Genomic DNA, 12,978 nt, shown 5'->3' on the forward strand with positions numbered 1-12,978 from the left:
CGCATTAATGTTTGCCATGCGGCAATAATTGCTTCATGGCTCCCAAATGGTGGGCCGTAGAGCCCCTCGGCAGGGAGACGATGCAGGTGGCGGAGCACGAGACGGCCCCCGAGGTGGCGCAGGAGCTCGCGGGCTTCCTGGAACGGCGCCGCGAGCAGCTCGCGCAGCGGTGGGCGGACGCCGCCCTGTTCCGCGTCGTCTTCACCGTCTCCCGGGACGAGGCGGTCGAGGCGTGCAAGGCCGTGGTGGACGCCCTGGCCCACGTGGCCCGGTCCGGGCGCCTCGAGGACATCGAGGGTCCGGGCTTCGCCGCCGTACGGGACCAGCTCGGCCGGACGTCCGCCTCCCGGGCCCAGGCCGGCTTCAGCCCGTCGCAGATCGCGGGTGAGGTAGGCGACCTGCGCGAGCCGGCCGTCGCGCTGCTGCGAGCCGAGTTCGCCGATCCGCACGACGACCACGCGACCGCGTGCACGCTCGCACTGACGGTCCTCATGGGCACGCTCCGACTGGTGGTCATGGAGACGACGGTGAGCGCGGGCCAGGAGCTGATCGCCCGCCAGCGCGAGCAACTGCTGGAGGTGGCCACGCCGGTCATCAGGCTGTGGGAGGGCATCGTCGCCGTACCCCTGATCGGCACCCTGGACAGCGCGCGCAGCCAGGTCGTGATGGAGAGCCTGCTGGAAGCGATCGTGGACCAGCGCGCCCAGTACGCCATCCTCGACATCACCGCAGTGCCGACCGTCGACTCGCTCGTGGCTCAGCACCTGATGAAGACCGTGGCCGCGGCCCGGCTGATGGGCGCGGAGTGCATCGTCTCCGGCATCCGGCCCGCGATCGCGCAGACCATCGTCCACCTCGGCATCGACCTCGGCACGATCCTCACCCGGGCCGGCCTCGCCGACGCCCTGGCGTACGCGCTCAGCCGGCAGGGCATCACCCTGTCTTCCCGCGCGGTCGTGGGAGCGAGCCCGCGGTGACCGTCCTCCCCGCCGCCTCAGCGGACTCGGTGCCGGTGCCGGCGCTGGGCGACGTCCTGCTGGTCAGCCTGCAAGGAGAACTGCACGACGGAGCGGCCGAACGACTCCAGCACGACATCGCCCATCGCATCGCCTCCGGCCCGGTGCCGGTGGGAGGGGTCGTCATCGACATCTCCGGCGTGGAGATCGTCGACTCCTTCCTCGGCCGCGTCCTGGCCGAGATCGCCGCGAGCGCCGGGCTGCTCGCCACCCGGACCGTGCTGGCCGGCATGCGCCCCGCCGTGGCCATCACCCTGGTCGAGCTGGGCCTCACCCTGCCCGGCCTGGTCACCGCCCTGGACGTCGAAAGGGCGCTGTCCCTGCTGGACCGCGCCCCCTCGGCAGCCTCACCTGCTCACCCGGAAGAGGGTGCGTGATGCATGCCCCACCCGACTCGACCACACGCCTGCCCATCGGCTCGGACGCGGATCTGGCCTGGGTCCGCCGACAGGTCCGGCAGGCCGCTGCCGACCTGGGGTTCAGCCTGGTCCAGCAGACGAAGCTGGTGACCGCGGCCAGCGAACTGGCCCGCAACGCCCTGGTCCACGGCGGCGGCGGGCACATGGAGATGACACCGCTGAGCGACGGCGCCCGCCGCGGGCTGCGGCTGTCCTTCGTCGACGCCGGCCCCGGCATCCGTGACGTGGAACTCGCCCTGACCGACGGCTACACCTCCGGCGGCGGCCTGGGCCTGGGCCTGAGCGGGTCCAGGCGGCTGGTCCAGGAGTTCACCCTGGAGAGCCGGCCCGGCCAGGGCACCACCGTCACCGTCACCGACTGGGTCGCCGGCCTGCCCTCGCCGCGCGCGGGTGCGCCATGAGCAGGGTCTGGGACATCCCGGTCCAGGACAGCACCCGGGTCCGGGACGTCCGGGTCGCCGCCGAAGCGGCCTGCGCCCGCGCCGGGCTGGACGCCCATTCCACGGCGGTCGCCGCGCTGGTGGCCACCGAGCTGGCGACCAACCTCGTCAAGCACGCCAGTGGCGGCCGTATCGTCATCAATCTGGCCGGCCCGTCCGGCACCCGGGCGCAGGCCGTGCCCGGCGTGCAGATCGCCTCGCTCGACCACGGGCCCGGCATCGACGACGTCCCGGCGGCCCTGCGGGACGGCTACACGACCGCCCGCACCTCTCTCGGCGCCGGGCTGGGCACCTGCCTGCGCCTTTCCGGCGACTTCGACCTGCACAGCCGGCCGGGACGGGGAACCGTCGCCGTGGCGCGCATCAGCCCCGTACGGCCGCCGCTGCCGCCGTACTCCTCTCGTACGGGGGTCCGGGCCGGGGGCGTCAACACCTCCCTCGCGCATGCCGAGCACTCCGGCGACGCCTTCGCCTGGGTCCGCTCCGGACCCCGGGTCACGCTGATGCTCGCGGACGGCCTCGGCCACGGGGCAAAGGCGGCCGAGGCGTCCACCGCCGCAGTCGAGGTGCTGCGCAGGAGCGCGGATCTGCCGCCGGTCGAGATCCTGCGGCAGATGGACACCGCGCTGCGGCCCACACGGGGCGCGGCCGCCGGTGTCGCGCAGCTCGACGAGAGCACGGGCCGGCTCTCCTACGCCGGCGTCGGCAACATCGGCGCCAGGCTCCGCACCGACGACGGGTGGCAGCACCTCATATCCCACCCGGGCATCGTCGGAGCGCACTTCCCCGCCACCGTCCCCCTGCACCGGTCGGCCTGGCAGCCGGGCAGCCTGCTCGTGCTGCACAGCGACGGGCTCCCCAGCCGCTGGGTGCCTCCGCACGACCCCCGGCTCGCCGCCCATGACCCGGCCGTGGTGGCCGCGGTCGTCCTCAGGGACGCCGGCAGCGCCGCACGCCCCGTGCGCGACGACACCAGCGTGGCCGTACTGACCCCCGACCCTTCGGACGGACGTCCATGACCACGACCTCCGACGTCTGGAGGATCGCGTCGCTCGCCGACGCGGCCCGGGCCCGCGCCGCCGTCGACCGCCTCACCGCGGACGGCGACCTGCCGACGCTGGAACGGGCCCGCTTCCTCACGTCGCTGACAGCGCGCCTGCGCCGCTGTCTCGGTCAGGGAGGCGCCTGGGAACTCCGGCTCCGGGCCCGCCGGACCACCGCCGTGGGCGACGGGCACCTCGAGGTCTCGCTGCGCCCGGCCGGCGCGGCCGGCCCGGCCCCGGACGACGGGCCCACCCTCACCTGCCCCCTGCCCCGACAGCTCGTCCGAAGCAACCTCGGCGACGACATCGCGCTGCCCGAGGCCCTCCTGCGCGCCGACGAGAACACCGCGGCCGTACTGACCCTCCTGGACGACCGCGAACGCCTCGTCACACTGCACCGCGAGGAACTGCACCAGACCAACCAGGGCGTCCTGGCACTCCACTCCGACCTGGAGGCCGCCGCACTGGCCCAGCGCGAACTGCTCCGCGCCGAGCGCACCGCCCGCGCCGAGGCCGAGCGCGCCCGGCGCCTGCTGACCTTCCTCGGCGACGCCAGCGCCGCCATCACGGTCTCCCTCAGCCGCGCAGCCATCCTGCGCCGCCTGTCCGACCTGCTGGTTCCCAAGTACGCGGAGGACGTCGACGTATGGATCTTCGACGACGAGAACGAGGGGGGTGACGAGGACGAGGGGAGTGATGAGCCTGGTGGGGACGACGAGCGCGGTGGGGACGACGAGCGCGGTGGGGACGACGAGCGCGGTGGGGATGACGAGCCCGGCGAGAACGAGGGGAGTCACGAGAACACGGGTAGCGACGAGCCCGGCGGGGACGACAGGCGTGGCGAGGACAACAGGCGCGGCGGGGACGACGAGCCCGGTGGGGACGACGAGCCCGGCGAGTACAGCGAGCGCCCCCCGCACAGCCCGCGCCACCCGAACCGCCCGAACCGCCCGCACAACCCGCCCCGCCTGCGGCAGCACTCGGCGGCCGCGGTGCTGGCCGCCCGCACCGGCCGTCCCCAGCACGCCGCCGCGCACCCCGGCGAGCTGCCCGGCATCGGCGACCTCCCGCCCTCCGTGCTGTCCCCGGAGCGGCCGCTGCTGGCCATCCCCCTCGGGGCGCGCCGCCTGCTGGGTGTCCTCACCCTCACGGCCCCCGGCCCGCGCTTCGACGCGGACACGTCCGTGATGCTGGTGGAACTCGCCCGCCGCGTCGGCATCGCGCTGGACAACGCCCGTCGTTACGAGCAGTACCGCGACACCGCCGAGACCCTGCAACGCGCCCAGCTCACCGAGCTGCCCACCCCGTCGGGCATGGGTCTGGCCGCGCGCTACCTGCCCGCCACCCGGGGCCTGAACATCGGCGGCGACTGGTACGACGCCTTCTTCCAGCCCGACGGCAGCCTGCTCGCCGTCATAGGGGACGTCACCGGTCACGGACTGCGCGCCGCGGTCGTCATGGGCCAGTTGCGCACAGCGCTGCGCGCCTACGCCGTCGAGGACGACAGCCCCGGCGACATGCTCACCCGCCTGCACCGCATGCTCGGGCACCTGCAGCCCGAGCTGTACGCCACCGCGATGATCGCCCGCTTCCGGCCGGGCGAACCGGAGGTGGTCTGGGCATCGGCAGGGCATCCGCCCGCCGTCGTACGCGGCGCCGACGGCACCGTACGGGTCCTGGACGCCAAACCGGGCGTCATGCTGGGCATCCCGCTGCCCTACACGTACACCGATCACGTCACCGAGCTGCCGCCCGGCTCGTCCCTGGTGCTGTACACCGACGGTCTGGTCGAACGCCGGGCGCAGGGTCTCGACGACGGCATCGAGCGCCTCGCCCACGCCCTGGGCACGCTGAGCACGCCGGAACTGGAACAGGACTTGGACGCCGCGGCCGACGCCCTGCTCAAGCCCCTCCTGCACGACTCCGAACGCGACGACGACGTCTGTGTGCTGCTGTGCCACACCATGACGCCCACGGAGCAGGAGCGGGAGGGGCACGCGAACTGATCCGTCCCCGCTCCGCGCCTGCTGGAACCGGCCCCTGTCGCGGTAGCGTTGAGCCACGAGGCGCTACCGGGAGCAGACCTTCCGGATCGAGCCCGGCGACCGTCTCCTCGCGGTCAGCACCGGCGTCCACGGCACCCGCTCCGCAGGCGGCGACCTCTTCGGCGAGCAGGCGCTGCGCCAGATCCTCGGCGCCACCCGTCCCGCGCCACCGCACGAGACGGCCCGCGCGGTCGTGTCCGGGCTGGTCGAACACTTCGGCAGCAGGGACCTGAAGTCCGACGCCGCTGTGGTCTGCCTCGACTGGAACGGCCGACGGGACCGACGCGCCGGGTCAGGGACCGGCGCCGTCCCCGGCCGTGGCGCCGCCGTCCTGTGCGGCCAGGAAACCCCGCATGCCGTGGATCAGCGCCTCCCGCTCGGGCGGCTCCATGGCCGCGAGTACGGCGGCCAGCGCCTGCGCCCTGCGCGAGGCCACCTCGTCCAGGACCTGCAGACCGTGTCCCGTGAGGTTCAGCCGCACTTCACGCCGCCTGTGCGGGTGCAGCACCCGCTCCAGCAGACCGGCCGCCTCCAGCCGGTCGCACAGCCGGCTGGCGGTGGGCAGCCCTATGTCCATGCCTTCCGCGAGGGCGGTCAGATTGAGCCCGGGCTCCGAGTTCAGGACCTGCAGCGCCCGCAACTGGTGCGGGGACAGGCGCAGTCTCGCCCCCTGCGCCGCGACCGACCACAGGTTCGTGAGACCGTCCACGGCATCGGCGATCGCCAGCGCCAGGGACATGGGATCGGCGCCCGGCTCGCCCGGCTGGTCGTCCCCGGAGCCACTGAGACGAGTCACGAGCACATCGCTTTCAGTAATCGTCTGCCCATACGGATACCACTCTCATTCAAGCGCGGTACCCGAGGAGCCGCCGATCAAGCACCGCCGACCGAGCCATCGTAGGAACTCCGGCCGGGCGAGAGATCCGCTAGTCGGTGGTGAGCATGCCCGAGCGCAGGCGGGCCAGGATGCGGGAGGTGAGGCGCGAGATGTGCATCTGCGAGACCCCCAGCTCCTTGCCGATCTGCGCCTGGGTCATCTCCTCGACGAACTTCATGTGCAGGATCCGCCGGTCCCGCTCGTCCAGCTCGGCGATGAGCGGGGCCAGGGCGTGGAAGTCCTCCACGAGTTGGAGAGCGGTGTCCTCTTCCCCGATGAACTCCGACAGGGCCGCCTCGCCGTCCTCGCCGTCACCGGTGATCGCGGCGTCGAGGGAGGCGGAGGTGTAGCCGTTCGCCGCGATCTGGACCTCGACGACCTGTTCGTCCGTGAGGTTCAGCAGAGCGGCGAGTTCGGAGACCCGGGGAGCCCGGCCCAGCCGACTCCCCAACTCCTCGTTGGCCCGGGCGAGTTCGGAGCGCGCCTCCTGCAGCCGGCGCGGTACGTGGACGGACCAGGAGGTGTCGCGGAAGAACCGCTTGATCTCGCCGACGATGTACGGCACCGCGAAGCTGGTGAACTGCACCTCGCGGGAGATCTCGAACCGGTCGATCGCCTTGATCAGGCCGATCGTGCCGACCTGGACGACGTCCTCCATGTCCTGGCCGCCGTTGCGGAAGCGGCGCGAGGCGAAGCGCACCAGCGACATGTTCATCTCGATGAGCGTGTTGCGCGCGTACTGGTACTCCTGGGTGCCTTCCTCGAGTACAGCGAGCTGCTCGAGGAACGTCCGGGTCAGCTCACGGGCGTCCTGGGGCGCGACCTTCCCGGGGTCCGGGATCTGCGGCAACTCCGTGCCGGAGTCGGTCGTCGTGCCGACGAATGCCGTCGTCATCCCAGGCCCTCCCTGCAGTTCGCGCCCGCTCCCATGAACAGGCCCTTGGAGCCGCGCCTACCCGGCCGGGGAGGCAACATGCCCGGCAAGGACCGCCTGCTGCAACTTCTCCACCGCTCCGAGGGGCACGGACGGGGTGCGCCCTCGTCGCCTACGACATGCGGGTGAAGGACCGGCGGTAGGAACGGGGCGGCACACCCCGGCGCCGTACGAACTGTTCGCGCAGCACAGCCGCGCTTCCGTAGCCGACCAGGCGGGCGATCTCCTCGACCGGGAGGTCCGTGGTCTCGAGGAGTTCCTCCGCGCGGCTGAGTCGCAGGCCGAGCAGCCAGGCGTGGGGGGTGGTGCCGGTGGAGGCGGCGAAGCGCCGGGCGAAGGAGCGACGGCTCATGAGGGCGCGGCGGGCCAGTTCCGCCACCGGAAGCGGCTCGTGGAGGTGCTCTCGGGCCCAGGCGAGTACGTCCGCGAGCCGTTCGTCCTGACAGTCCTCGGGGGCCGGGGTGGCCAGGTACTGGGCTTGTCCGCCGTCGCGGTGGGACGGAAGGACCAGATCCCGGGCGATGGCGTTGGCCGTGGCGGCGCCGTACTCCCGTCGCAGGAGGTGCAGGCACAGGTCGAAGCCGGCAGCGGCTCCCGCGCCCGTGGCGATCTGGCCTTCGTCGATGTACAGGGCGTCGGGTTCGACGGTGATGCCCGGGTGACGGTCGGCCAGCAGGCCGGCGAATCGCCAGTGGGTGGTGGCGCGCCGCCCGTCGAGCAGCCCGGCCGCGGCGAGCGCGAAAGCACCGACGCAATGTCCCGCGACCAGCGCGCCGCGCTCATGTGCGGCGGTCAGCGCATCGAGTACGGCGGGTCCCGGCGGCGTACGGAAGTCCGCCCAGGGCAAGGCGATCACCAAGTCGGCCGCGGCCAGCCGGTCCAGCCCGTGCTCGACCACGAGCGGCAGCCCGACATCGCTGCGGACCCTTCCGGGCCGGTCCGTGCACAGCGCGAAGTCGAAGCGGGGCAGGCCCTGGCCGCGCGGGTCGAACACCTCGGAGACGATGCCGGCGCCGAGCATGCCGACACCGGGCGGGGCGTAGGCGGCGACGGTCACGAACGGCGGCATGCGGGGAGTGTGGCACGAATCCTGCGATCAGTGGCAGCAGGGCCACTCGTGGGGCGGCTGCCGAGCCCGAAGACTTGGGGCCATGACAGACGCACCGCTCGGCCGCAGCGCCGTGTACACGATCCTGACCACCGGCTACACCCTCTCCACCGGTCCCGGGGTCGCCGCCACCGTCTCCTACGTCCGTGAGGGGGGACGCCATGTGATCGTCGACCCCGGCATGGTGGCCGGCCGGGACCGGATCCTCGGCCCGCTCGCCGAGTTGGGACTCGGTCCTGACGACATCACCGACGTAGTCCTCAGCCACCACCACCCGGACAACACCATGAACGTCGGTCTCTTCGGCCAGGCCCGTGTCCACGACCACAAGGCGATCTACCACAACGACCAGTGGACCGACCGCGACGCCGAGGGCCACGAACTCGCCCCGTCCCTACGGCTGATCCGCACCCCGGGCCACAGCCCCGAGGACATCACCCTGCTCGCAGGCACGGATTCGGGCGTCGTCGCCTTCGTCGGCGACCTGTGGTGGCGCCCCAACGGCCCCGTCCTCGACCCGGTGGCCCCGAACCACGAGACACTCCGGACATCCCGACTCCGAGTCCTCGCCACCGCAGACGTCATCGTGCCCGGCCACGGTCCCGCGTTCCCGGCGGATGACACCGCCCCGCACTAGACGCGACAGACACCACCTCGGGGGTGGATCCTCTTGCCGAGCCCGCAGCACCCCGAAGCCGGTCCCCGTCGGTGTAGGTGCCCGCCGCGAGGCAGAGTCGGGCGGGGGTGACGGGGTCGGTGGCCGGCGGATCGATGCGTGCGTACAGCAGACGACGGCCGGACAACAAAGAACCCCCGGGTCTCTGACCCAGGGGTTTCACATGGAGCGGGTGACGAGAATCGAACTCGCGCTCTCAGCTTGGGAAGCTGCGTTCATTCGCGCCTGGTCCGGGCGCTGACCTGGGTGAACAGCTTGACCGCTGCCCTGTCGGCCCCGGCTACTTCACCGTGATTCCCCGCTGCTCCCCGCTGGATCTGGTGCGCTTGTGGTGCGCCTCCGTTGTCAGTGCGGGTGGCTAAGGTGCGTCTGCCATCAAGGGCATCGCTCTGGGAGGGGCCTTGGGAGCTAAAACGGGACTGCTGGTGTACGCCGACGGCGACATACCCGAGTTGTTGCGACGAGTGGGGGCGGCCGACCGTGATCGGACTGCCACCATGATGCGGCGGCTCTACCCGGGCAGGGGGATCGAGGAGTGCGAGGGCTCAGTTCTGTCGGACGGCGTGTACCCCCCGGAAGGGACGGTGTATGCGGCCTCCTGGCCGGGTGTGGAGGTCGTCGGTGATCGGGGGATGATGATCGACCTTCCCACACAGCTCCGGAACACCTCGTGGCGGGCCGACGGCTCGTCCTGCACAACATGCACAGCGTCGTCGACTGGCTTGCCTTCGCCGTGTGGGAAGACGGCCGGCTCGTCCGCTCCCTCCGCCTGTCCCCGGATGACGGCGTCATGGAGAACATCGGCGAACCGTTCCCGTTCGAACTCCCCTACTGGGCCGGAGACCGCTCAGCCGACGTCATCCCCTGGCCAGACGAAGACGAAGAACCCTATCCGCTGCCCTTCCACCCCTTGGAACTGGGAGAAGACGCACTGCGAGCCCTCTGCGGCTTCGTCCAGGAGGGCCGCCCCGAGGGCGACGACGTCAACGCAGACCACATCCGACTCCACGGCTTCCGGATACAAGATTCACACGGCTCTGGTCCCGCGAAGAAGGAAGCCGCGTTGCAAGGCGCTGGGGAAGCCATAGGACCGCCGCGCTTCTACACCTTTGGACCTGACGGCTTGCTGGTCGAGAACGACGGCGTATAGCTCACGACCGCTTCGTCCCGAAGCAACCTAGGCGGGCGCTCGACCTTGCGCTAATGCGCCTTTCACCTGCTGCGATGGTCCGTAGACGTCCGTGCCTGTCTGCCGGTGTGCGTCGGCGTTGTCACGCAGTTAGACACTCGCCCCGAAGCCAGCGTGGCTCCTGCAGAGCCTGTCCTCAGGGACCGAGGGCGCCCAGCGCGCCGAGTAGCAGGCAGGCGGTACCGAAGAGGAAGAACCCGCCCATGGCGATCATGGTTGCGCCGAACTTCCCGACGCCGGCACTCTTGCCCTCTTGCGGCACCAGCGAGCCCAACGCCTTCTGTCTGATGTCGAGATACGCAGGTAGCCGTCCGGTCCGCCGTAGCATCCGGCCGACGCTGATGAGGGCTATGCCAAAGATCAGCGTGAGTACGCTCGTCTGGAGCTGGTAGGCCGGGTTGTGGCCGTCCGAAACAGCGATGATCACCGAAGTCCCCCCAGGACATGCCAGACAGCGCTGTCCGGCGGAAAGAAGCGCCCCATCTTGCCCGACGTCCACCCTTGGCTGGTAACCCATATGGTCCCGGCCCTCTGACCTGGGCGTTCGCCGCAGACGGCCGCGACTCACCTGTCACTGTCGGTCTCCGTTGGTCGGCCTCGGGCACCCTCGCACGGCCCGGGGACGGCCCAGGGAGTGATCACCGCAGACACTCGTCCGACGGCGACACCTGCGATGCGGCTGTTGGACCTCCGCCGACGACGGTCAGTCACGACGGCGGATGCGCCGACCGACCAGGCGCGTGTATGCCTCGCTGCACCCCCGCTGGCCTCAGCCACGCTGCTTCTATGTCGTGCCGGGTGGTGGAGCCCGATGACTACAGCCCTGTCGGCCGGCCTTGCCCTCTGCGTGCCGCTGGCCCAGCACAGCCACAACTGATCACGGGCGGCCGTGATCTGCGGCCATCTACCGGATTATCGCCCTGAACTGCGGCTTAGCTGTCACCAGTTGTCAGCGCTGGTCACCAACGAGCGCCCTTCCACGGCCCCAGGACGGCCCGGGAGGGCGCTCGTGCTGGGGGCGTGCGCCATTGACGCCGCGGTACGTCCCTGCTACGTCCCGTACGGAACGGAATTTAGTGAGGGTGTTTATATCCGCATTGATTCGATGTCTAGTATCGGGCGAATGGTGTCAAGGAAATTGCTCGACGCCTCCAAGAGCGCCTGATCCAAGCTGGCGTCCCTTGTAAATGAATCCTCGGGGTCGGGAAAGATGGAATTCTCCATGATTGCAATGTTGACTTCGTGAGAGTATTCAAGCATCCCTTCCACTATCTCGCAGGCGACCCGGTAGAGACGGCTGGCGGGAAGGTAGAGAGAGTCCGGCCCTACTACATTTACCATCGACCAGAGTTCAGTGAGGACGTTTAGCTTCCCCGTGAGCTCATCGAGCGGCTCGTGAATTCTTGACACTATCTCTTCTGTGGGGCGCGTTTCCCTGTCGATATAGGCGTTGTGCAGGGACATGTAGATGTTAGCCTTCGACTCGCCTATCCTTCGTGCCTGCGTCAGGAAGTTCGCGTAGGCTTCTCGGCGCGGGTCATGTTGTTGGCGGACTGTATCCGCTCTTATTTGCATCCTGAGCTGTTGAAGTTGCATTTGAGACTGAATGCGCGCTTGGTTTTCTGCTTTTCTTCCAGTGACTGCCGCTGATCCAACGGCGCCTACGGCTCCGACAGCTGCGCCAATAATTCCACCGAGCAGTCCAGCCAGTCCGGCATCCATGTCGCCTCCAACTTCATGACGGCTAAGCTTCAGTCCCTGAGCATTCTACGGGCGCATTCAAGACGGTCGGCGGAGCGGCTTTGGGCTGGAGCTGCTTTGGGGCGAGTGATCTTGGCCCCGTAAGCTGACGGCGAGTCGGGCAGTCTGTGGACCTGCCCGTTAAAGCACGACGTTGGGGCCAAGATCTTAGAGGCTCGCCCCAAAGTGGCTGCCTAAAGCCGTGGAGCCGACCGCCCCAGCCACAGAGGGTTTCTCCCCGCTTCATGCCCGCAGTCGCCGAGCGCGCCGCCGGGCGCGGCCAGCCGGGGCGAAGACAGGAGGCAGGCCGCGCCGCAGAGGCGGCGCGCGCCCGCGCCGTGCGCGGGCCTTGAACCCGTAGAGAAAGTTGTTACTCAGGCCTCGGCTGGGATGTGCGATTGCCTCGCCCAGCCCATTCAAGGTCGCACCGAGTGGCGACGGGCGCGGGAGATCGTCGGCATGCCCCAGGGCTTCCGGTTCTACGATCTCCGGCACACCGGCCACGCTGTCCACGTGCGACGGCGCCACCCTCAAAGACAAGGTCAGCACAGCAAAAAGGCCCCGGTCACCGACCTGGGCCTTCTTCATGGAGCGGGTGACGAGAATCGAACTCGCGCTCTTAACTTGGGAAGCGACGGCGCTCGGGTGCTCTTGGGGGTCTGACCTGCTTAGATGCCCTCTCTTTACAGTCCCATGCGTGTCGACGGGTACCGCTGTTGACCGTAGTTCTCCGCCCTTAAGGGCACGCGGAGGGCGCGGAGCCGGGGGAGGAAAGCAGAGCCGCGTCCACGAGGCTCCGATTGGGCTTACCCCACCCGACATGAGGTTCACATCAGCGGTCGTTTTGCAGGCGCTGCCACGAGGGCGAGGTACGGGCCGAGTGGGGTTACTCCTGCGGGTACGACCGGCCCACAGGCACGCTCGTTATTGCAGTCGCGGTGTCGAAGGGAAGCCGCGGCGATTTCAGAGGTCGTCGTCATCGACGGGCTCGGGTTCGCGGATGTAGGAGAGGTCGAGGACGTAGCGTTCGGTGACGGGGCAGTTGTTCCATGCCTGGGTCAGGTGGTCTTCGAAGGTGTCGTCCGTGGGGTGGTCGAGGCTGGCCTCGTAGTAGTCGGCGGTTGCCTGGCGGCCTTCCCACCAGGCGTGGCCTTCGTACAAGCCGGAGCGAGGCAGGGTCATTTCTCCCGCAGGGCCGTAGTCGAGTTGGTTGACGACGAGGATGCCGGTCTCGGACTCGATGCTCACGGGAACATGGCCTTCCGCGTCGGAGGGCGGGGTCGGCGGGGTGTCCCAGACACGAATAGCGATTTCGACGTCAATGTCGGGCTGCAGACTGCGGAGGTACAGGTGGTAGCCGTTGCCGGCTACCACCTGTCTGCGGGCAGCGGCCATGGCGTCGTCGTCGCTGAGGTACGCGTCGGCGTCGTAGACCTCCACGACGCGGCGGGCCGGTGTGGCCTTGCAGCGGTATTCGGCCAGGAGTGTCAT

12 protein-coding genes and 3 pseudogenes are annotated in these 12,978 nt (G+C 69.8%); 9 read left to right on the forward strand and 6 right to left on the reverse strand.

What is annotated here, in order from left to right; genetic code table 11:
- Positions 1-80: 80 nt before the first annotated feature.
- From ACIQ6Y_RS14495 to ACIQ6Y_RS14520, 6 genes and pseudogenes are all read left to right on the forward strand, one after another.
- A complete protein-coding gene (locus ACIQ6Y_RS14495) occupies positions 81-977 on the forward strand; it encodes an STAS domain-containing protein (protein WP_404038359.1) in 897 nt (298 codons plus the stop codon).
- On the forward strand, positions 974-1,393 hold the full coding sequence (locus ACIQ6Y_RS14500) for an STAS domain-containing protein (RefSeq protein ID WP_404037432.1): 420 nt from the start codon (positions 974-976) through the stop codon (positions 1,391-1,393). The genes ACIQ6Y_RS14495 and ACIQ6Y_RS14500 overlap by 4 nt, the downstream gene beginning before the upstream one ends.
- The gene (locus ACIQ6Y_RS14505) at positions 1,393-1,836 is read left to right on the forward strand and encodes an anti-sigma regulatory factor (protein WP_404038362.1); all 444 of its coding nucleotides are present in this window, start codon (positions 1,393-1,395) and stop codon (positions 1,834-1,836) included. The genes ACIQ6Y_RS14500 and ACIQ6Y_RS14505 overlap by 1 nt, the downstream gene beginning before the upstream one ends.
- Positions 1,833-2,894: a SpoIIE family protein phosphatase gene (locus ACIQ6Y_RS14510; protein ID WP_404037435.1), complete on the forward strand. Its 1,062-nt coding sequence runs from the start codon at positions 1,833-1,835 to the stop codon at positions 2,892-2,894. The genes ACIQ6Y_RS14505 and ACIQ6Y_RS14510 overlap by 4 nt, the downstream gene beginning before the upstream one ends.
- Positions 2,891-4,924 carry a PP2C family protein-serine/threonine phosphatase gene (locus ACIQ6Y_RS14515; protein WP_404037437.1) on the forward strand — a complete coding sequence of 678 codons (2,034 nt, stop codon included), beginning with the start codon at positions 2,891-2,893 and terminating at the stop codon, positions 4,922-4,924. Before ACIQ6Y_RS14510 ends, ACIQ6Y_RS14515 begins: the two co-directional genes overlap by 4 nt.
- A 73-nt stretch (positions 4,925-4,997) precedes the next feature.
- Positions 4,998-5,216 (forward strand): annotated as a pseudogene (locus tag ACIQ6Y_RS14520) (SpoIIE family protein phosphatase); the annotation flags it as partial.
- Positions 5,217-5,255: 39 nt separating this feature from the next.
- Here the strand turns inward: ACIQ6Y_RS14520 and ACIQ6Y_RS14525 are convergent.
- From ACIQ6Y_RS14525 to ACIQ6Y_RS14535, 3 genes are all read right to left on the reverse strand, one after another.
- Positions 5,256-5,759, reverse strand: coding sequence for a MarR family winged helix-turn-helix transcriptional regulator (locus ACIQ6Y_RS14525; protein ID WP_404037440.1), 504 nt, complete (start codon positions 5,757-5,759; stop codon positions 5,256-5,258).
- 130 nt (positions 5,760-5,889) lie between these two features.
- On the reverse strand, positions 5,890-6,735 hold the full coding sequence (locus ACIQ6Y_RS14530; RefSeq protein ID WP_404037443.1) for an RNA polymerase sigma factor SigF: 846 nt from the start codon (positions 6,733-6,735) through the stop codon (positions 5,890-5,892).
- 151 nt (positions 6,736-6,886) lie between these two features.
- On the reverse strand, positions 6,887-7,843 hold the full coding sequence (locus tag ACIQ6Y_RS14535; protein ID WP_404037446.1) for a GlxA family transcriptional regulator: 957 nt from the start codon (positions 7,841-7,843) through the stop codon (positions 6,887-6,889).
- Positions 7,844-7,925: 82 nt separating this feature from the next.
- On the opposite strand from ACIQ6Y_RS14535, the gene ACIQ6Y_RS14540 reads away from it, so the two are divergent.
- Positions 7,926-8,519, forward strand: coding sequence for an MBL fold metallo-hydrolase (locus tag ACIQ6Y_RS14540; RefSeq protein WP_404037449.1), 594 nt, complete (start codon positions 7,926-7,928; stop codon positions 8,517-8,519).
- Positions 8,520-9,022: 503 nt separating this feature from the next.
- Positions 9,023-9,708: pseudogene (locus ACIQ6Y_RS14545) on the forward strand (DUF6928 family protein).
- A 175-nt stretch (positions 9,709-9,883) separates the two neighbouring features.
- On the opposite strand, the gene ACIQ6Y_RS14550 reads toward ACIQ6Y_RS14545, so the two are convergent.
- Together ACIQ6Y_RS14550 and ACIQ6Y_RS14555 are read right to left on the reverse strand one after the other, a co-directional pair.
- A complete protein-coding gene (locus tag ACIQ6Y_RS14550) occupies positions 9,884-10,174 on the reverse strand; it encodes a hypothetical protein (RefSeq protein ID WP_404037451.1) in 291 nt (96 codons plus the stop codon).
- Positions 10,175-10,833: 659 nt separating this feature from the next.
- Positions 10,834-11,469: a hypothetical protein gene (locus tag ACIQ6Y_RS14555; protein ID WP_404037454.1), complete on the reverse strand. Its 636-nt coding sequence runs from the start codon at positions 11,467-11,469 to the stop codon at positions 10,834-10,836.
- Between the two features lie 447 nt (positions 11,470-11,916).
- Here ACIQ6Y_RS14555 and ACIQ6Y_RS14560 point away from each other — a divergent pair.
- Positions 11,917-12,040, forward strand: a pseudogene (locus ACIQ6Y_RS14560) (site-specific integrase); the annotation flags it as partial.
- 410 nt (positions 12,041-12,450) lie between these two features.
- On the opposite strand, the gene ACIQ6Y_RS14565 reads toward ACIQ6Y_RS14560, so the two are convergent.
- Positions 12,451-12,978, reverse strand: coding sequence for a hypothetical protein (locus ACIQ6Y_RS14565; RefSeq protein ID WP_404037457.1), 528 nt, complete (start codon positions 12,976-12,978; stop codon positions 12,451-12,453).

The sequence above is a fragment of the Streptomyces sp. NPDC096205 genome (assembly GCF_044763135.1).
Lineage (GTDB): Bacteria > Actinomycetota > Actinomycetes > Streptomycetales > Streptomycetaceae > Streptomyces.